Origin of the sequence: Paraburkholderia sp. BL23I1N1 (assembly GCF_003610295.1) — a bacterium.
Taxonomy (GTDB): domain Bacteria; phylum Pseudomonadota; class Gammaproteobacteria; order Burkholderiales; family Burkholderiaceae; genus Paraburkholderia.
In genome coordinates this window covers 2,930,976-2,950,758 of sequence record NZ_RAPV01000001.1, presented here as the reverse complement: position 1 = coordinate 2,950,758, position 19,783 = coordinate 2,930,976, and the positions used below count along the sequence as shown (strand labels likewise).

The window sequence follows — 19,783 nt, the reverse complement described above, 5'->3', positions numbered from 1 at the left end:
CGCCCGCAATGGGCGTGCGCGACCTGACATTTTGAGGTTGTTTTGACACATACCCACGACACCGATTCGTCCGAATCCGAGCGCGCCGTGCCGTCGGCACGCGCCGACGAAGCGCGCACCACGCAAGCGTCGGCAGGCGAGGGCGAGCGCCCGGCGCAGGCCACGGAAGCAGACGGCGAAGACCGTCCGCGCCGCGGCCTGCGTCGCGGACCGCGCAGCCTGATCGCACGGCGCCGTGCCGGCGCGAAGACGAAGGGCGCCGAAGGCGCGCCCGCGCAAGGAGCGCCGGTCGTCACCGAAACGCCGCCGGACGGCGAGGTGGTCGCGCAGGTGCGCATGCCGCGCAAGGATGCCGGCGCCAAGGGCCAGGGCCCGCGCCGCAATGCGGGCGGCGCGAAGCGCGAGGGCGGTCAGCGTGAAGGCGCTCCCCGCGAAGGCGGACCTCGCGAAGGTCAACGTGAAGGGCAGCGCGATGGCGCGCCTCGCGAGCGTCAACCGCGCGAAGGCGGTCGGCGTCAGGATCGCCGGGGTGGCGAAGCACCGGTGGCAGTCGCAACCGAAGCGACCCCGGACGACCTGTTCTCATACGTCACCTCGCCCGCATTCGATGCGGACAACAGCGCCACCGGCGGCGTGCGCGCCCCGATGCTGCGCCGTGGCAAGCCGGCCGCGCCCAAGCGGGTCCTCGCCGCGGACGACGACGCGCCGAAGCTGCACAAAGTGCTGGCCGAAGCCGGCATGGGCTCGCGCCGCGACATGGAAGAATTGATCGTTGCCGGCCGCGTGTCGGTGAACGGTGAGCCGGCTCACATCGGCCAGCGCATCATGCCGACCGACCAGGTCCGCATCAACGGCAAGCCGGTCAAGCGCAAGCTGGCCAACAAGCCGCCGCGCGTGCTGCTGTATCACAAACCGACCGGCGAAATCGTCAGCCATGCCGATCCGGAAGGCCGTCCGTCGGTGTTCGATAAGTTGCCGCCCATGAAGACCGCCAAGTGGCTTGCGGTTGGCCGCCTCGACTTCAACACCGAAGGTCTGCTGATGCTGACCACCTCGGGCGATCTGGCAAACCGTTTCATGCATCCGCGTTACAGCGTCGAGCGTGAATATGCGGTGCGCGTGGTCGGCGAACTGGCCGAAGGCATGCGTCAGAAGCTTTTGCATGGCGTCGAGCTGGAAGACGGCCCGGCGAATTTCCTGCGCATCCGCGATGGCGGCGGCGAGGGCACCAATCATTGGTATCACGTCGCGCTCGCCGAAGGGCGTAACCGTGAAGTGCGTCGCATGTTCGAGGCAGCCGGCCTGATGGTCAGCCGCCTGATCCGCACGCGTCACGGCCCGATTTCGCTGCCGAAGGGCTTGAAGCGCGGCCGCTGGGAAGAACTCGAAGACAATCAGGTGCGCGCGCTGATGGCGTCGGTCGGTCTGAAGGCGCCGTCGGAAGAAAAGGGCGGCCGCAGAGAGGCGCCGGAGCGCAAGCAGCCGGATCCGATGCAAACCTCGATGGGCTTCATCAGCCGCGAACCCGTGTTGATGTCGCATGGCCGCTTCGATCAGCAGCCGCCGCGCGGTCAAGGCCGTCGCGGGGCGGCGGGTGGCGGCTTCGGCGGCGGTGCGGGTGGTGGCGCGGGTGGCGGTTTTGGTGGCGGTGGCGGCTATGGCAATCGCGGCGCTGGCCGTGGCGCCGGTGGCTTCAGTGGGCCGATGAGCGGCGGTGGCGCTGCGTCTGGCCCGCGTGGCGGCCGTGACGTCGACGGCAATCGCGCGCCGTCGGGCAATGGCAACCGCGCGGCGGGCGGCGGCAAGCGTGCCGGCGGCCCCGGCGGCAATCCGGGCGGCGGCGGTGGCCGCGGGCCGGGCGGCAATCGCGGCGGTAATGCCAACCGCGCCGGTGGCGGCAACGCTGGTACAGGCGGCGCCAATCGTGGTGGTGGCGCGCCGCGCGGTCGCACGCGTGGTCGTTAAGCTGCAAAAGACGTCAGCATGACGGTCGGCTGTTGATCGTTTTTCAACGATTTACGCTTTGCCACCGTCAAAATCGATCGACGAGCGCCGTGGGTTTCATCGCAGGTTTCATGTAATGCATAAAACCGCGGCGTGTGCATAAGTAGGGGCAGAGTTTCCTTGCCCCGCGTGTCCGGTGCGGACCTGGGGCGGCGCAAGCCGCCTTGCAAAAGGCCCGAAGCGCCGCCATATCGTCGAAAGATTCCCATGAAATCAAGCGGAAATGCGCTTCGCGCGGCGTTCTGCGGTTTGCGTTTGTCCCGAAAAATGGCTACAATCGCGAAGTCGCTGGGCGTGCGGCTTTTCATGTGCGGCTCAGGTGCGACCACCGGTAATAAGATGATGGGCGTTTAGCCCATTTTTTTTTGCCGATCAGTTCTCAGTGGTTCGGCATCTCGGGTAGCACGAACGTGCGCCGGCTTGGCGCGCGGCCCGCATTGGTGTTTGCAGATAAACCCGGCAGGTCTCGCCGCGCGAACATCTTAGAGGGCACTGTGCAACTGACGGAACTGATTGAAACCACGGTCGTGGGACTCGGCTACGAGCTCGTCGATCTCGAGCGCACCGGGCGCGGCATGTTGTGTATTTATATCGACCAGCCGGCCGGCATCGCGATCGAAGACTGCGAGAAAGTCACGCGTCAGCTCCAGCACGTTCTGACGGTCGAAAATATCGAATACGAGCGGCTTGAAGTGTCGTCGCCGGGTCTCGATCGCCCGCTGAAAAAACTGGCGGATTTTGAACGCTTCGCAGGCAGCGAAGTGGTAATCACATTGAAAAAGCCATTGGACGGACGGAAATCGTACCGGGGCATTCTGCATGCTCCGCAAGGCGAGACGATCGGTCTGGAATTTGAAGGGAAGGAAGGCGCCGCGATGCTCGATTTCACCGTCGCGGATATCGATAAGGCACGCCTCGTTCCGAAAGTTGACTTTAGGAGCCGCAAACAATGAGTCGCGAAGTGTTGATGCTGGTGGATGCGCTGGCACGCGAGAAGAACGTCGATAAAGACGTGGTATTTGCCGCGCTCGAGGCGGCCCTCGCTTCGGCCTCCAAGAAACTCTTCGAAGAAGACGCGGACATCCGCGTCCAGATCGACCGTGAAAGCGGCGAGCACGAAACGTTTCGCCGCTGGAAAGTGGTGCCGGACGAAGCCGGTCTGCAGGAGCCGGATCAGGAAATTCTGCTGTTCGAAGCACGCGAACAGAAGCCGGAAATCCAGCTCGACGAATACATCGAAGAACCGGTGCCGTCGATCGAATTCGGCCGTATCGGCGCACAGGCTGCCAAGCAGGTGATCCTGCAGAAGGTGCGCGACGCTGAACGCGAGCAGATCCTGAACGACTTCCTCGAGCGCGGCGAGCACATCATGACCGGCTCGGTGAAGCGCCTGGATAAGGGCAACTTCATCGTCGAAACCGGCCGTGTCGAAGCGCTGCTGCGCCGCGACCAGCTGATTCCGAAGGAAAATCTGCGCGTGGGCGACCGCGTGCGCGCCTACATCGCGAAAGTCGATCGCACCGCTCGCGGCCCGCAGATCGAGTTGTCGCGTACGGCGCCCGAATTCCTGATGAAGCTGTTCGAAATGGAAGTGCCGGAAATCGAACAGGGCCTGCTGGAAATCAAGGCGGCGGCCCGCGATCCGGGCGTGCGCGCCAAGATCGGCGTGGTTGCTTACGACAAGCGCATCGATCCGATCGGCACCTGCGTCGGTATCCGCGGTTCGCGCGTACAGGCCGTGCGTAATGAGCTTGGTGGCGAAAACGTCGACATCGTGCTATGGTCGGAGGATCCCGCACAGTTTGTGATCGGCGCGCTCGCGCCGGCAGCCGTCCAGTCGATCGTCGTCGATGAAGAAAAGCATTCGATGGACGTCGTCGTAGACGAAAACGAACTGGCGGTCGCGATCGGCCGTAGCGGCCAGAACGTGCGTCTTGCCAGCGAACTCACCGGCTGGCAGATCAACATCATGACGCCGGACGAATCTGCGCAAAAGCAGAATCAGGAACGCGGTGTACTGCGTGACCTGTTCATGGCGCGTCTCGATGTCGACGAAGAAGTCGCCGACATCCTGATCGACGAAGGCTTCACGAGCCTCGAAGAGATCGCCTATGTGCCGCTCAACGAGATGCTCGAAATCGAAGCATTCGACGAAGACACCGTTCACGAATTGCGTAATCGCTCGCGCGATGCGCTGTTGACGTTGGCGATCGCGAATGAGGAAAAGGTCGAGAATGTTGCCCTTGACCTGAAGAGCCTGGACGGCATGGATGCCGACCTGCTCGCCAAGCTTGCCGAACATCAGATCCAGACGCGCGACGAACTCGCCGAGCTGGCTGTGGATGAACTGGTCGAGATGACCGGAATGGAAGAGGATGCCGCTAAGGCGTTGATCATGAAAGCACGTGAACATTGGTTCCAGTGAGAAATGACCATGGCGCACTAAATTGACCGCGGCCGTTAGGCCGCATGACAAGATGCTAACCGCAAGGAATCGGTCCTTGCATTAAGAGGAATGAATGGCGAGTAACAACGTAGCCCAATTTGCCGCGGAACTGAAAATGCCTGCAGGCGTGCTCCTTGAGCAGCTTCAGGCAGCAGGCGTCACTAAAGCGAGCGAAGACGACAGCTTGTCCGAAACGGACAAGGCGCGTCTGCTCGACCACTTGCGCAAGTCTCACGGCTCGACTGATGCGGACAAGCGCAAGATCACGCTGACGAAACGGCATACGTCGGAGATCAAGCAATCCGACGCGACGGGCAAAGCTCGCACCATTCAGGTCGAGGTGCGTAAGAAGCGCACTTTCGTCCGCCGCGACGAATCCGCCGCTGAAGGCGGCGATGCATCGAATCATGTGGCCGAGGCCGACGTCGACGATCTCGAACTCCAGCGTCGTGAAGAGGAAGCTCGTCACGAAGCCGAGCTGCTCGAAAAGCAGGCTCAGGAGTTGAAGGCGCGTCAGGAACAACTCGAGCGCGAAGAAGCCGAGCGTCAGGCGCGCGAAGCGGCTGCTGAAGCCGAGCGCCGTCGTGCGGAAGAAGAAGCGGCGAAGAAGCGCGCGGCGGCTGCGGCCGAAGCGGCTGCCCGCGAGCAGGCTCAAGCTGCGAAGCCGGCGCAGGCTGCCCAGCCGGCGGCGAAAGCTGAACCGGTAGCGGCCAAGGCTGCGGAGCCGGCGGTTGCCAAGGAAAGCGAGCAGGACGACGAGCGTGCCGCGGCAGAACGCGCGGCACAACGCGAAGCAGCGAAGAAAGCGGAAGACGCAGCGCGTCAGGCCGCCGAGAAAACGCGCGCCGAGCAGGAAGAAATCAGCAAGCGCCGCGCAAAGGCAGAAGCCGAAGCGCGTGCGATTCGCGAAATGATGAACACGCCGCGCAAGGCGCAGGTCAAGGCGCCGGAACCGGCACCGAAGCCCGCTGAGCCGGTCAAGGCGGCGGAAGCCAAGGGCACGCTGCACAAGCCGGCCCGTCCGGAAGGCGCAGCACCGGCGCGTCCGGCAGCCAAGAAGCCGGTTGCTGCGGCTCCGGCTGCTACGACCACGCCGTCGGCTGGCGACAAGAAGAAGCCGGGAGGCGGTAAGGGCGGCTGGCAAGACGACGCAGCGAAGCGCCGCGGCATCAAGACGCGTGGCGATACGAGCGGCGGCGTCGATCGCGGCTGGCGCGGTGGCCCGAAGGGTCGCGGCAAGCATCAGGATCAGAACACCACGTTCCAGGCACCGACCGAACCGATCGTGCGTGAAGTGCACGTGCCGGAAACCATCACCGTCGCCGATCTGGCGCACAAGATGGCGGTGAAGGCCTCGGAAGTCATCAAGTCGATGATGAAGCTCGGCCAGATGGTCACGATCAACCAGATGCTGGACCAGGAAACGGCGATGATCATCGTCGAGGAACTGGGCCACCACGCGGTTGCGGCCAAGCTGGACGATCCGGAAGCCATGCTGGTCGAAGGCGAAATCACGGACGCAGAAGCACTGCCGCGTCCGCCGGTCGTCACGGTCATGGGCCACGTCGACCACGGCAAGACCTCGCTGCTCGACTACATCCGCCGCGCCAAGGTGGCAGCGGGCGAAGCGGGCGGGATTACGCAGCACATCGGCGCCTATCACGTCGAAACGCCGCGCGGTGTCATTACGTTCCTCGATACGCCGGGCCACGAAGCCTTTACGGCCATGCGTGCTCGCGGTGCGAAGGCAACCGATATCGTGATTCTGGTGGTTGCAGCCGACGACGGCGTGATGCCGCAAACGAAGGAAGCAATCGCTCACGCGAAGGCAGGCGGCGTGCCGCTCGTCGTTGCGATCAACAAGATCGACAAGCCGGATGCGAATCCGGAGCGCGTGAAGCAGGAACTCGTCGCGGAAGGCGTCGTGCCGGAAGAATACGGTGGCGATTCGCCGTTCGTGTCGGTGTCGGCGAAAACCGGCACGGGTATCGACGAGCTGCTGGAAAACGTGCTGCTGCAAGCCGAAGTGCTCGAACTGAAGGCACCGGTCGAAGCGCCGGCCAAGGGTCTCGTCATTGAAGCGAAGCTCGATAAGGGTAAGGGTCCGGTTGCAACGATCCTGGTCCAGTCGGGTACGCTGAACCGCGGCGACGTGGTGCTGGCAGGTAGCGCTTACGGTCGCGTGCGAGCCATGCTCGACGAAACCGGCAAGCCGACCAAGTCGGCGGGCCCGTCGATCCCGGTTGAGATTCAAGGTCTGTCGGAAGTGCCGCAAGCAGGCGAAGAAGTTATCGTCATGCCGGACGACCGCAAGGCGCGTGAAGTCGCGCTGTTCCGTCAAGGCAAGTTCCGCGACGTCAAGCTGGCCAAGCAACAGGCCGCGAAGCTCGAGAACATGCTGGAACAGATGGGCGAAGGCGAAGTGGCGTACATGCCGCTCATCGTCAAGGCCGACGTGCAAGGTTCGCAGGAAGCTTTGGTGCAGTCGCTGCTCAAGCTGTCGACCGACGAAGTCCGCGTGCAGATCGTGCACGGCGCAGTCGGCGGCATCAGCGAGTCGGACGTCAACCTGGCTACGGCGTCGAAGGCGGTCATCATCGGCTTCAACACCCGTGCGGATGCACAGGCGCGCAAGCTGGCGGAAACCAACGGCGTCGATATTCGCTACTACAACATCATCTATGACGCAGTAGATGAAGTGAAGGCTGCGATGTCGGGCATGCTGGCACCGGAGAAGCGCGAAGTCGTGACGGGTACGGTCGAAGTGCGTCAGGTATTCAAGGTACCGAAGATCGGCGCGGTGGCCGGCTGTATGGTCACGGACGGTTTCGTCAAGCGTTCCTCGTCGGTGCGCGTGCTGCGCAACAACGTCGTCATCTTCACGGGCGAGCTCGATTCGCTCAAGCGCTTCAAGGACGACGTGAAGGAAGTCCGTCAAGGCTTCGAGTGCGGTATGTCGATCAAGAACTTCAACGATATCGTCGAAGGCGATCAGTTCGAAGTCTTCGAAGTTACCGAAGTCGCGCGTACGCTGTAATTCACGCGGCATTGGCTCAACGGGCGGAGCGGGCTTAAGCGCCCGCCCCGCCCGTTGTTTTTGGGCCCGCGCATGTGTCGCGTACTGTGCCCCGCGGTAGGTTGCAGTCGGGCTATCAAGCCACGCTTTGCCGCAGAGGCAACAACCAACCGCCACGGCTCGCGTGAACCACCTTTTTGCATCCGTCAGAACGGATTACACAAACATCATGCCTAAAAAACGTTCTTCTCCTAATCGCAACGTGCAGATCGCCGATCAGATCCAGCGCGACCTGTCCGAGCTGCTGCGCGAGGTCAAGGACCCGCGCATTGGCATCGTCACGATTCAAAGCGTCGAGCTGACACCCGACTACGCGCACGCGAAGGTCTACTTCACGACGCTGACCGGCGACCCGCAACAGACGCTCGAAGCGCTTACGCACGCGGCCGGCCATCTGCACAATCAGCTGTTCAAGCGCCTGCACATTCATACCGTGCCGACGCTGCATTTCCATTACGACCAGACGATTGAACGAGCCGTTGAAATGTCCCGTCTGATCGACGAGGCGAACGCCAATCGCGCGAAAGAAGACTGAGCGCGCCGTTATCCGCGTGCCGGGCTGCAATACTTCCGGTGCAAAGCCTCAGTTGCAGTTCATTTAGCGCAGTTTCCGTCCACTTCGAAGACACTGTCTTTCTGACATGACCGCACCTCAACGCCCCCGCGTGCCGCGTCGCGCGCTCGACGGCGTGTTGCTGCTCGACAAGCCGCTCGGCCTGTCGAGCAACGACGCGCTGATTCGCGCGAAGCGTCTCTACCTCGCCAAAAAGGCGGGCCACACCGGCACGCTCGATCCACTCGCCACGGGTCTCTTGCCGCTGTGTTTCGGCGAGGCGACCAAGTTTTCGCAAGATCTGCTCGAAGCCGACAAGACCTATGAGGCGACCATGCGCCTCGGTATCCGCACGACCACGGGCGACGCCGAAGGCGAGCCGATCGACACGCGCGACGTGACATGCGATCAGGCTGCGGTCCAGGCGGCGATGCAAAAGTTTCTCGGTGACATCATCCAGGTTCCGCCAATGTATTCGGCGCTCAAGCGCGACGGCAAACCGCTGTACGAATACGCGCGCGCCGGCCAGACGGTCGAGCGGGAAGGGCGTCAGGTGACGATTCACGCCCTCGACATGCTGGCCTGTGCGTTGCCCGATGTGACGTTTCGCGTGACGTGCAGCAAAGGCACGTATGTGCGCACGCTCGCCGAGGATATCGGCGAGGCGCTCGATTGTGGCGCGCATCTGGTCGCGCTGCGGCGTACCGGCGTCGGCGCGCTGACGCTGGAAAATTCGGTGACGCTCGACGCGCTGTCCGATGCGACGGAGAGCGAGCGTGATGCATGGCTGCAGCCGGTCGATGCATTGCTGTCCACCTTCCCGCTCGTCACACTGGACGAAGACGCGACTCGTCGCTTCCTGCATGGTCAACGTCTGAAACTCTCCGAATTGGCCATCTCCGGCGATGCCGTGAATGCGCCCCGTGTACGTGTGTATGGAGCGCAAGGTCGCCTGCTTGGTGTCGCGAAGCAAGGCGAGGGCGTATTGGCGCCTGAGCGCTTGGTCGTCACCGCGGAGAGCTAGAGGCCGCTAGCTCGCCGGTCGACCTGCGAACCTGCCGACGCGCCTCTAGCGCCACAAACAAAAAGGCGGGACCGCTACCAAGCGGTCCCGCCTTTTTCCTCATCATCATCTACTGCTGCGTGCTGCGTGCTGCGTGCTGCGTGCTGCGTGCTGCGGAAAGAGACTAAACCCTCAATGCGCCGCCGCAGCCGCTGCGCCCGCGTCACCGCCGGCGCGTTCCGGCTTTGCCATCCAGATCAGCGCGATCAGCGCGACAAAGATCCCCGCCGATACAAAGAACAGATCATTCACGCCCAACTGCGCGGCCTGCTGCGTGGCCATCGTATTGAACAGACCATACGCCTGCGGCTGACTGAAGCCCGCCGCACCCATCTGCCGGATCGACTGATCGAACACCGGGTTGTACGCGCTCGCCTGTTCGGCCAGTTGCGCGTGATGCATGATGGTGCGGTGATCCCACGCGGTCTGGAAAATCGACGTGCCAATACCGCCGCACATGATCCGCACGAAATTCGACAAGCCCGACGCCGCAGGAATCCGGTTGCCCGGCAAGCCCGACAGCGTGATCGACACCAGCGGGATGAAGAATCCGGCCATGCCGATCCCCTGAATCAACGTGGGCAGCAGCAGCGAATACGTATCGACGCCGGTCGTGTAGCGTGAGCGCATCCAGAAACACAGCGCGAACACGAGGAACGACAATGTCGCGATATAGCGCGGATCGGTGCGCGGCAACACCTTGCCGGTGATCGGCGAGAGCAGCACGGCGAACACGCCGACCGGCGCCATCACGAGTCCGGCTTCCGTTGCGGTGTAGCCGATATCGGTTTGCAGCCACAACGGCAACAGCACGAGGTTACCGAAGTAGAGCCCGTAGCCGATCGACAACGCAATCGTACCGCTCGTGAAATTGCGCCGGCTGAAGAGCGATAGATCGACCACCGGATGCTCGGCCGTCAATTCCCACACAATGAAGAACGCGAGCGAAATGACCGCGACCAGCGCCAGCACGACAATGGTGGTCGACGAGAACCAGTCGAGGTCCTTGCCCTTATCGAGCATGACTTGCAACGAACCGACCCAGAGGATCAGGAGGCCGAGACCGACACCGTCGATCGGCGCCTTTTTGATGACCGAATCGCGGTTGCGGAAGATCATCCACGTTGCCGCGGCCGCGATCGCACCGACCGGAATGTTGACGTAGAAAATCCACGGCCACGAGATGTTGTCCGAGATCCAGCCGCCGAGAATCGGACCGGCCACTGGCGCGATCAGCGTGGTCATCGCCCACATCGACAAGGCCATCGGTGCCTTGGCGCGGGGATAGCTGGCGAGCAGCAGCGTTTGCGACAGCGGGATCATCGGGCCGGCCACGGCGCCTTGCAGCACGCGCGAGGCAAGCAGGAACGGCAGGGTGGGCGCGAGGCCGCACATCCACGACGAGATCACGAACAGAATGATCGACGCCATGAACAGGCGTACCTGACCGACGCGTTCGGTGAGCCAGCCAGTCAGCGGCACGGAGATCGCGTTCGCCACCGCGAACGACGTGATCACCCATGTGCCCTGGTCGGACGACACACCGAGGTCGCCCGAAATGGACGGGATCGACACGTTCGCAATCGACGTGTCGAGCACGTTCATGAACACGGCGAGCGACACCGCGATGGTGCCGATCACCAGTTGCGCGCCCTCGAGCGGCGGATGAGGGACTTGCGCCTGAGCCTGAGCCATTGAGAAAGCCTTTATGAATCGTCGCGCCGCTTACATCAACTTCGCAGCGGCCTTCGCGGCGCCGGCTTGATCCGATTTTTGCGAGCCGCCGTTCGGACCTGCATTTGCCGAAATGATGCGAGCGATTTCAGCGTCGGCCTCATCACCGTACTTGTCGAACACATTGGTCTGATAGACCGTATTCGGCGCCTGGCCCAGCTCGCCGCCGTTGCCGTCCTTGATGTTCACGTCGGCTTGCATCGACAGGCCGATGCGCAGCGGATGCTTTTCAAGTTCCTGCGGGTCGAGCGCGATTCGCACCGGCAGGCGTTGCACCACCTTGATCCAGTTGCCGGTTGCGTTCTGCGCGGGCAGCAGCGAGAACGCCGAACCCGTACCCGCCGAGAAGCCGACCACCTTGCCGTGGTACACCACCGACGAACCGTACACGTCGGCCGTCAGTTCGACCGGTTGACCGATGCGCATGTGCTTCAGTTGCACTTCCTTGAAGTTCGCATCCACCCACACGCCACCCAGCGGCACGATAGCCATCAGCGGGGTGCCCGGCGAGACGCGCTGGCCGACCTGGACCGAGCGCTTCGCCACGTAGCCCGTGACTGGCGCCGGCAGCTTGTTGCGCGCGTTGGCCAGATACGCGTCGCGCACCTTCGCGGCGGAAGCCTGCACGTTCGGGTGATTCGCGATCGTGGTGTTGGCGGTCAGCGCGCGGTTCGAGGCCAGTTGCTGCTGGGCGGCATCGACGGCGGCTTGAGCGCTCTTCACGGCGTCGCGGGCGTGCGAGATTTCTTCCGCCGACACGGCGCCGGTTTGCGCGACCGTCATGCGGCGCTTCAGGTCGTCCTGAGCGCGCGACAGATCGGACTGGCGCTGGGCAACTTGCGCCTGATACTGGTTGTCGTCGGCGAACAGGCCGCGAACCTGGCGCACCGTCTGCGCGAGATTCGCTTCGGCTTGCTGGAGCGCGACGCGCGCGTCGGCCGGATCGAGCACGACGAGCGGGTCGCCGGCCTTCACGGTTTGCGTGTCGTCCGCATTCACGGCCACGACCGTGCCGGTGACTTGCGGCGTGATCTGGACGACGTTGCCGTTCACGTACGCGTCGTCGGTGTCTTCATGGAAGCGTGCGTCGAGGAAGTAGTAAAGGCCGTAGGCGACCGCGGCGATCAGGATCACCATGACGAGCAGCGTCATCATGCGCTTGCGTTTGCCGTTGTTTGCCGGTTGTGCGGGGGCCGCGGGCTGCTGGGGGGTGCTCATTGATGTGCTCCGGGTTCTCTCAAGCGTCGTCGTTTATATTCGGATGTTCGTGCGAGTGCGGGTCGCGCCGATGTGGCTTCAGTTTGCAGCGGCGGTCGCGGCAGTGGCCGATGCCGGGGCATCGGTCGGCACCACGAGGCCGGTCTGCGTTGCGTCGAAACCGCCACCGAGCGCCTTGATGAGACCGATCTGCAAATCGCGGCGGCGCATCTTCAGGCCCGTTACCGTCTGTTCGGCGTTAAGGCGGTTCTGGTCGGCAGTCAGCACCTGGAGTTGTTCCGACAATCCGGCCTTGTAGCGGATCACCGCCAGTTGATAGGCCTTGGTCGACGCGTCGAGCGCGCGCTGGGCGTCGCCCGATTGACGGTCGATCGAACGGATCGACGACACTTGCGTCGCGACATCCGAAAGGGCACTGATCAGCGTCTGGTTGTAGTTCGCCACATCGAGATCGAAGTCTGCATAGCGGCCCTTCAACTGCGAACGCAGCGCGCCGGCGTCGAAGATCGGCAGGTGAATCGCCGGGCCGAATTGCATCTGGCGGCTGCCTGACTTAAGGAAGCGGCCCCAGCCGAATGCATCGAAACCGAAGCCGGCGGCGAGGTTGACGTCCGGGAAGAATTCGGCTTTTGCTTCCTTCACGTCGTGCATCGCGGCCTCGACCTGCCAGCGTGCGGCGACGATGTCCGCGCGGCGTGCCACGAGGTCGGCCGGCAGGTTGTTCGGCAGCGCAACTGTGTCGCCCGTGGTCAGAACCGGCGTGGCGATCTGCAGGCCGCGATCCGGACCCTTGCCGAGCAGCGCGCCCAACTGATAGCGCACCACGGTGATCTGACCGTCGAGATCGGTCAGGTTCGCCTGGCTGGTTGCAATATTGCCATTCGCGGTTTGCCGTTCGACGTTGGTGTCGAGTCCTGCGGTGACGCGGCCGTTGGTGATGCGGCCGATATCCTGGCGGTTGGCGATTTCGCGCGCGGCGATGTCGCGGAATGCGTACAACTGGGCGAGCTGGTTATAGGTGGTCGCCACGGAGGCGGCAAGCGTCACGCGCGCCTGCTGCATGTCGGCCTCGGCCGCCTTTTCTTGCGACACGGCCTGGCCCAGGCGCTGGCGATTCTTGCCCCACAGGTCCAGGTCCCACGACGCGCTCGCCAGCACGTTGTTCTCGCTATACCAGGTGCCACCGTACGGAGGCGGGTAGAGCGCGTTGCCCGAGAACAGTTCGCGGGTCCATGAGTAGCTGCCGTTGACTTTCGGGTACAGCGCCGAGCGCGAGCTTTCAATGTACGACGAAGCCTTGGCGAGGCGTGCCTGCGCCTGCGCGATCGAAGGGCTGCCTTCCAGCGCCTCCGCGATCAGCTTGGGCAACTGCGGATCGCCGAACTGGCCGGCCCAGTCGAGCGACGGCCATTGGGCGCCCTGGCCGGCGAGGCTCTGGGCGGACTCGTACTGAGCCGGCGACGAGATCTGCTTGTCGCTCTTCATACCGAAGTAGTTCGCGCACCCCGTGAGGGCGAGCGCCGTCACCGCGGCGGCGACAGCGGCCCGGCTCGAAAGCGCGGGCGCGGACAGGGAAAGGGATTTCATCGCTCGACTCTTTGAGTGGAATGTAATGATGGACACTGCAAGCAATTTATTACGATTTACTGTCAAAATTGCTCGTTGCATCACGGGTGAGTCCCGTTTGTTCGCCGGAATTGACGAGTACGCGGCGCAACATGCTTTTCAGGAAGCCCACTTCTTCAGCGGTGAATCCGCCCAGCAGACTGTCCAGCACGCCGTTGAAAATGGCGGGCATTTTTGCCGCGATTGCATGGCCTTCCGGTGTCAGCGCGAGCCGGACAACCCGCCGGTCTTCGTTGCTGCGCACTCGCGTGAGTAGCCCGCGCTTCTCGAGGCGATCGACCAGACGCGTCACGGCGCTTGCATCGATGCCGTATTCACGCGCCAGTTCGGCCGCCAGCAGGCACTTGCCGCTTGCCACCATGAACAGGATGCTGCCTTGCTGGCTGGTGATGCCCAGTTCGGCCATGCTGCGCTGTGTGACCAGGTTGGACATGGTCGATTTCACTCGCGAGATCAGATAGCCGACGCTTTCGCCTAGCTGGTACTCGCTAACGATCGGGTTGGGCGTTGAGGACGGATCCGTCATGATTCTCGTGCGAATGCAATGGTTGACTATGCAGGATTATAGACAGCGGTTGATTGACACGACAAGCATTATTACAGCTTAGGCAAGGAACTTTTCCTGCTCAAGGAAGAATGCGAGCGGTTTTGCGTAGGGCAATGCCGATGCGCGGCGAGATCATTTCCTACGTGCCGCTGCATGGAAGATGGCAGGGCTATCAGGGAATACCAGAAAGCTTCATTTGGGCGTGCTATAATGTTGGGTTCCCAAAAGTGCGCTTTGGGCTTTGTTGGCTTCGTACACAATGCTGCTGCTGGCGCACTCAACTGCCCCCAGGTTCCTATGACTCGCGCCCTACGCAACATCGCCATCATTGCTCACGTCGACCACGGCAAGACCACGCTCGTCGATCAGCTGCTCCGCCAGACCGCCACATTCCGCGACAACCAGCAGGTTGTCGAGCGCGTGATGGACTCGAACGACATCGAAAAGGAACGTGGCATCACGATTCTTTCGAAGAACTGCGCGGTCGAGTACGAAGGCACGCACATCAACATCGTCGACACCCCGGGCCACGCCGACTTCGGCGGTGAAGTGGAGCGCGTGCTGTCGATGGTCGACTCGGTGCTGCTGCTGGTCGACGCAGTCGAAGGTCCGATGCCGCAAACGCGCTTCGTGACCAAGAAGGCGCTGGCGCTCGGCCTCAAGCCGATCGTCGTGATCAACAAGGTTGACCGGCCGGGCGCGCGGATCGACTGGGTGATCAACCAGACGTTCGACCTGTTCGACAAGCTGGGTGCAACCGACGAACAACTCGACTTCCCGATCGTCTACGCGTCGGGCCTGAACGGTTATGCCGGTCTGACGGCGGACGTGCGCGAAGGCGACATGCGCCCGCTGTTCGAAGCCGTGCTGCAGCACGTGCCGGTTCGCCCGGCCGATCCGGAAGCGCCGCTGCAACTGCAGATCACGTCGCTGGATTACTCGTCGTACGTTGGTCGTATCGGCGTGGGCCGTATCACGCGCGGCACGATCAAGCCGGGCATGTCCGTCGCCGTGCGTTCGGGCCCCGATGGCGCGATCCTCAACCGCAAGATCAACCAGGTCCTGTCGTTCAAGGGCCTGGAGCGCGTGCAGGTGGACTCGGCTGAAGCCGGCGACATCGTGCTGATCAACGGTATCGAGGAAATCGGTATCGGCGTGACCATCTGCGCACCGGAACAGCCGGAAGCGCTGCCGATGATCACCGTCGACGAACCGACCCTGACGATGAACTTCCTCGTCAATTCGTCGCCGCTGGCCGGCCGCGAAGGCAAGTTCGTCACGAGCCGTCAGATCCGCGACCGCCTGATGAAGGAACTGAACCACAACGTCGCGCTGCGCGTGAAAGAAACCGGCGACGAAACCACGTTCGAAGTGGCGGGCCGCGGGGAATTGCACCTGACCATTCTCGTCGAAAACATGCGTCGTGAAGGCTACGAGCTGGCCGTGTCGCGTCCGCGCGTGGTGATGCAGGATATCGACGGCGTGAAGCACGAGCCGTACGAAAACCTGACGGTCGACATGGAAGACGGCCACCAGGGCGGCGTGATGGAAGAGCTGGGCCGCCGCAAGGGCGAAATGCTCGACATGGCGTCGGACGGCCGTGGCCGTACGCGTCTCGAGTATCGTATTTCGGCTCGTGGCCTGATCGGCTTCCAGTCGGAATTCCTGACGCTCACGCGCGGTACGGGCCTGATGAGCCACACGTTCGATTCGTATCAGCCGGTCAAGGAAGGCGCGGTGGGCGAGCGTCGCAACGGCGTGCTGATTTCGCAGGACGACGGTGCGGCCGTTGCGTACGCACTGTGGAAGCTGCAGGACCGCGGCCGTATGTTCGTGTCGCCGGGCGAGCCGCTGTATGAAGGCATGATCATCGGCATTCACAGCCGTGACAACGACCTGGTTGTGAACCCGATCAAGGGCAAGCAGCTCACCAACGTGCGTTCGTCGGGTACGGACGAAGCGGTGCGCCTCGTGCCGCCGATCCAGATGTCGCTGGAATACGCGGTCGAATTCATCGACGACGACGAACTCGTCGAAGTCACGCCGCAATCCATCCGACTGCGCAAGCGTTACCTGAAGGAACACGAGCGCCGCAGCGCGAGCCGTAAGGGCGCAGTGGACTAAATCGGCACCGGCCCCAATCCTGGGTAAGCGGCGCGATGTCAGGCAAAAGCCACCTCCGGGTGGCTTTTGCCGTTTCTGGCGTCCCATTCGCGTTGCGGGCAGTTGCCCGCAGTTGGCCGTCGGTCTGTCGTGTTTGTCCCTGTTTTTTTGCATAAGACCTTTGCGAGTCCTGACAGTAGCGCTGAAAGCCCGTCGCGACGGGCTCGAGCGGCAATCCGTCTGCTATCTGCACTATCCGTTCTGTGATATGCTCCCCGGGTGCAAAGTTTTAGGTCCTTCCAAGCAAGACTTGATTCGCGCAATCCGCTAAACGGTCAGGCCGTGTCGCGGAAGGTTCTGTAACCCGCTATTTCTCGAGAAACTCGAAGAAAGGTGAGCGTAAAAATGATGAAGCAATTCCAGTCGAACTCTTATCTGTTCGGCGGCAATGCTCCGTACGTAGAAGAAATGTACGAAGCGTATCTCGATAATCCGGCGTCAGTGCCCGAGAACTGGCGCAGCTATTTCGATGCGTTGCAGAACGTCCCTGCATCGGATGGCAGCAATGCCAACGACGTGGCCCATGGCCCGATCGTCGAATCGTTTGCGCAACGGGCCAAGGCGAACGCCTTCATCCCGCGCACGGCGGCCGGCGGCGAAGACCTCGCTACCTCCCGCAAGCAAGTCTACGTGCAGTCCCTCATCGGCGCATATCGCTTCCTCGGCTCGCAATGGGCCAATCTCGATCCCCTGAAGCGCCGCGAACGTCCCGCTATCCCCGAACTTGAACCCGCGTTCTACGACTTCACCGAAGCCGACATGGACCAGGAGTTCAGCGCAACGAATCTGTATTTCGGATTCGAGCGCGCTTCGCTGCGCGAGATCGTCAAGGCCCTGCGTGACACGTACTGCGGCACGATCGGCGCCGAGTACATGTACATCAGCGATCCGGAACAGAAGCGCTGGTGGAAAGAGAAGCTCGAGTCGATCCGTTCGACGCCGAACTTCTCCAATGACAAGAAGAAGCACATCCTGAATCGCCTGACGGCCGCTGAAGGCCTCGAACGCTTCCTGCACACCAAGTACGTCGGCCAGAAACGCTTTTCGCTCGAAGGCGGCGAAAGCTTCATCGCCTCGATGGACGAAGTCGTGCGTCATGGCGGCGCCAACGGCGTGCAGGAAATCGTCATCGGCATGGCTCACCGTGGCCGTCTGAACGTGCTGGTCAATACGCTCGGCAAGATGCCGGCTGACCTGTTTGCCGAATTCGAAGGCAAGCACGTCGACGACCTGCCGGCCGGCGACGTGAAGTACCACAAGGGCTTCTCGTCGGACGTCTCGACCGAAGGCGGCCCGGTTCACCTGTCGCTCGCGTTCAACCCGTCGCACCTCGAAATCGTCAACCCGGTGGTCGAAGGTTCGGCGAAGGCCCGTATGGACCGTCGCGGCGACGACAGCGGCCTGCAAGTGCTGCCGGTGCAGATCCACGGCGACGCGGCTTTCGCAGGCCAGGGCGTGGTGATGGAAACGCTGAACCTCGCGCAAACGCGTGGTTACGGTACGCACGGCACGCTGCACATCGTCATCAACAACCAGATCGGCTTCACGACGTCGGATCCGCGCGACTCGCGCTCCACGTTGTACTGCTCGGACGTCGTCAAGATGATCGAGGCGCCGGTGCTGCACGTGAACGGTGACGATCCTGAAGCGGTCGTGCTGGCTACCCAGCTGGCCATCGACTTCCGGATGCAGTTCCATAAGGACGTCGTCGTCGACATCGTCTGCTTCCGCAAGCTGGGTCACAACGAGCAGGACACGCCGGCGGTTACGCAGCCGCTGATGTACAAGACGATTGCGAAGCACCCGGGCACGCGCGCGCTGTACGCTGAAAAGCTGGTGCAGCAAGGCGTGATCACGGCGGCAGAAGGCGACGAATTCGTCAAGGCCTACCGCAAGGCAATGGACGAAGGCCATCACACGATCGACCCGGTGCTCTCGAACTACAAGAGCAAGTACGCGGTGGATTGGGTCCCGTTCCTGAACCGCAAGTGGACCGACGCAGCCGATACGGCAGTGCCGCTGGCTGAGTTGAAGCGCCTCGCTGAGCGCGTCACTACGATCCCGGAAAACTTCAAGGTGCACCCGCTGGTTGAGCGCGTCATCAACGACCGTCGCGCGATGGGCCGTGGCGAGGCCAAGCTCGACTGGGGCATGGGCGAACATCTGGCATTCGCGTCGCTGGTCGCATCGGGCTATGCAGTGCGCCTGACCGGTCAGGACTCGGGCCGCGGCACGTTCACGCACCGTCACGCGGTGCTGCACGATCAGAACCGCGAACGCTGGAACGACGGCACCTACGTGCCGCTGCAGAACATCGCCGAAGGTCAGGCGAAGTTCACGGTGATCGACTCGGTGTTGTCGGAAGAAGCGGTGCTGGGCTTCGAATACGGTTACTCGACCGCTGAACCGAATACGTTCGTCGCTTGGGAAGCGCAGTTCGGCGACTTCGTGAACGGCGCGCAGGTCGTGATCGACCAGTTCATCTCGTCGGGCGAAGTGAAGTGGGGCCGCGTGTCGGGTCTCACGATGCTCTTGCCGCACGGCTACGAAGGTCAAGGTCCGGAACACTCGTCGGCACGTATCGAGCGTTTCCTGCAGCTGTGCGCAGACCACAACATGCAGGTCGTTCAACCGACCACGCCGGCGCAGATCTTCCACCTGTTGCGCCGTCAGATGATCCGCCTGTTCCGCAAGCCGCTGATCGTCGCTACGCCGAAGTCGCTGCTGCGTCACAAGGAAGCCGTGTCGGATCTGTCCGAACTGGCGAAGGGCGCATTCCAGCCGATCCTCGGTGAAATCGACGAAGCGATCGAGCCGAAGAAGGTCAAGCGCGTGGTGGCCTGCTCGGGCCGCGTGTACTACGACCTGCTGGCGCATCGCCGTGAATCGAAGTCGAACGACGTCGCGATCATCCGTATCGAACAGCTCTATCCGTTCGCGCATAAGCAGTTCGAAGCGGAAATGAAGAAGTACGACAACGCGACCGACGTGGTCTGGGTGCAGGACGAGCCGCAGAATCAAGGCCCGTGGTTCTACATCGAGCACCACCTGAAGGAAGGCATGAAGGAAGGGCAGAAGCTGGCGTACAGCGGACGTCCGGCTTCGGCCTCGCCGGCAGTCGGCTACTACGCGAAGCACTACGAGCAGCAGAAGGCGCTGATCGAAGGCGCTTTCGGCCGCCTCAAGAGCGCGTCGATTGCTAAATAAAACAGACGAACCGGGAAAGCGCGCTGCGCTTTCCCGTGCCGCGCCTAGTAACCACGTGATGGTTCGTTGCCGGCAGTTATGGTTCGCAGGCGGTCGTCGGGTCCATAGATCGCGCGCCGTCACCCGATACGTATTCAGGATATTCA

13 protein-coding genes are annotated in these 19,783 nt (G+C 62.6%); 8 read left to right on the top strand and 5 right to left on the bottom strand.

Annotated features, from left to right (window positions below; genetic code table 11):
- Positions 1-42: 42 nt before the first annotated feature.
- Complete coding sequence (rluB, locus tag B0G76_RS13800) at positions 43-1,965, top strand: 23S rRNA pseudouridine(2605) synthase RluB (protein ID WP_120292918.1); 1,923 nt, start codon at positions 43-45, stop codon at positions 1,963-1,965.
- Here the strand turns inward: rluB and B0G76_RS13795 are convergent.
- A complete protein-coding gene (locus tag B0G76_RS13795) occupies positions 1,962-2,312 on the bottom strand; it encodes a hypothetical protein (protein WP_120292916.1) in 351 nt (116 codons plus the stop codon). The genes rluB and B0G76_RS13795 overlap by 4 nt on opposite strands.
- 186 nt (positions 2,313-2,498) lie before the next feature.
- Here B0G76_RS13795 and rimP point away from each other — a divergent pair, with 186 nt between their 5' ends.
- From rimP to truB, 5 genes are all read left to right on the top strand, one after another.
- Positions 2,499-2,957 (top strand): ribosome maturation factor RimP, encoded by a 459-nt coding sequence (gene rimP / locus B0G76_RS13790; RefSeq protein ID WP_120296367.1) that lies wholly within the window; start codon positions 2,499-2,501, stop codon positions 2,955-2,957.
- Positions 2,954-4,429, top strand: coding sequence for a transcription termination factor NusA (nusA, locus tag B0G76_RS13785; protein WP_115782614.1), 1,476 nt, complete (start codon positions 2,954-2,956; stop codon positions 4,427-4,429). The genes rimP and nusA overlap by 4 nt, the downstream gene beginning before the upstream one ends.
- Positions 4,430-4,523: 94 nt before the next feature.
- Complete coding sequence (gene infB / locus B0G76_RS13780) at positions 4,524-7,487, top strand: translation initiation factor IF-2 (protein WP_120292914.1); 2,964 nt, start codon at positions 4,524-4,526, stop codon at positions 7,485-7,487.
- A gap of 208 nt (positions 7,488-7,695) precedes the next feature.
- The gene (gene rbfA / locus B0G76_RS13775; protein WP_120292913.1) at positions 7,696-8,061 is read left to right on the top strand and encodes a 30S ribosome-binding factor RbfA; all 366 of its coding nucleotides are present in this window, start codon (positions 7,696-7,698) and stop codon (positions 8,059-8,061) included.
- Between the two features lie 106 nt (positions 8,062-8,167).
- A complete protein-coding gene (truB, locus tag B0G76_RS13770; protein WP_120292912.1) occupies positions 8,168-9,103 on the top strand; it encodes a tRNA pseudouridine(55) synthase TruB in 936 nt (311 codons plus the stop codon).
- Positions 9,104-9,274: 171 nt separating this feature from the next.
- Here the strand turns inward: truB and B0G76_RS13765 are convergent, their stop codons facing one another.
- The 4 genes from B0G76_RS13765 to B0G76_RS13750 form a co-directional block, all read right to left on the bottom strand.
- On the bottom strand, positions 9,275-10,837 hold the full coding sequence (locus B0G76_RS13765) for a DHA2 family efflux MFS transporter permease subunit (RefSeq protein ID WP_120292910.1): 1,563 nt from the start codon (positions 10,835-10,837) through the stop codon (positions 9,275-9,277).
- A gap of 30 nt (positions 10,838-10,867) precedes the next feature.
- Positions 10,868-12,094, bottom strand: coding sequence for an EmrA/EmrK family multidrug efflux transporter periplasmic adaptor subunit (locus tag B0G76_RS13760; protein WP_120292908.1), 1,227 nt, complete (start codon positions 12,092-12,094; stop codon positions 10,868-10,870).
- A gap of 78 nt (positions 12,095-12,172) precedes the next feature.
- Positions 12,173-13,681, bottom strand: coding sequence for an efflux transporter outer membrane subunit (locus B0G76_RS13755; RefSeq protein ID WP_120292906.1), 1,509 nt, complete (start codon positions 13,679-13,681; stop codon positions 12,173-12,175).
- Positions 13,682-13,730: 49 nt separating this feature from the next.
- Positions 13,731-14,246 carry a MarR family winged helix-turn-helix transcriptional regulator gene (locus B0G76_RS13750; RefSeq protein WP_120292905.1) on the bottom strand — a complete coding sequence of 172 codons (516 nt, stop codon included), beginning with the start codon at positions 14,244-14,246 and terminating at the stop codon, positions 13,731-13,733.
- A gap of 318 nt (positions 14,247-14,564) precedes the next feature.
- On the opposite strand from B0G76_RS13750, the gene typA reads away from it, so the two are divergent.
- Entirely contained in the window at positions 14,565-16,391 is a 1,827-nt protein-coding gene (typA, locus tag B0G76_RS13745) for a translational GTPase TypA (RefSeq protein ID WP_120292903.1), read from the top strand.
- A 384-nt stretch (positions 16,392-16,775) separates the two neighbouring features.
- Entirely contained in the window at positions 16,776-19,637 is a 2,862-nt protein-coding gene (locus B0G76_RS13740) for a 2-oxoglutarate dehydrogenase E1 component (protein WP_120292901.1), read from the top strand.
- Positions 19,638-19,783: the final 146 nt, after the last annotated feature.

Bases quoted from the DNA above. Each gene is read 5' to 3' on its own strand.
- B0G76_RS13795 (WP_120292916.1), bottom strand. From the start codon at position 2,312: ATGAAAAGCCGCACGCCCAGCGACTTCGCGATTGTAGCCATTTTTCGG.
- nusA (WP_115782614.1), top strand. From the start codon at position 2,954: ATGAGTCGCGAAGTGTTGATGCTGGTGGATGCGCTGGCACGCGAGAAG.
- infB (WP_120292914.1), top strand. From the start codon at position 4,524: ATGGCGAGTAACAACGTAGCCCAATTTGCCGCGGAACTGAAAATGCCT.
- rbfA (WP_120292913.1), top strand. From the start codon at position 7,696: ATGCCTAAAAAACGTTCTTCTCCTAATCGCAACGTGCAGATCGCCGAT.
- truB (WP_120292912.1), top strand. From the start codon at position 8,168: ATGACCGCACCTCAACGCCCCCGCGTGCCGCGTCGCGCGCTCGACGGC.
- B0G76_RS13765 (WP_120292910.1), bottom strand. From the start codon at position 10,837: ATGGCTCAGGCTCAGGCGCAAGTCCCTCATCCGCCGCTCGAGGGCGCG.
- B0G76_RS13760 (WP_120292908.1), bottom strand. From the start codon at position 12,094: ATGAGCACCCCCCAGCAGCCCGCGGCCCCCGCACAACCGGCAAACAAC.
- B0G76_RS13755 (WP_120292906.1), bottom strand. From the start codon at position 13,681: ATGAAATCCCTTTCCCTGTCCGCGCCCGCGCTTTCGAGCCGGGCCGCT.
- B0G76_RS13750 (WP_120292905.1), bottom strand. From the start codon at position 14,246: ATGACGGATCCGTCCTCAACGCCCAACCCGATCGTTAGCGAGTACCAG.
- typA (WP_120292903.1), top strand. From the start codon at position 14,565: ATGACTCGCGCCCTACGCAACATCGCCATCATTGCTCACGTCGACCAC.
- B0G76_RS13740 (WP_120292901.1), top strand. From the start codon at position 16,776: ATGATGAAGCAATTCCAGTCGAACTCTTATCTGTTCGGCGGCAATGCT.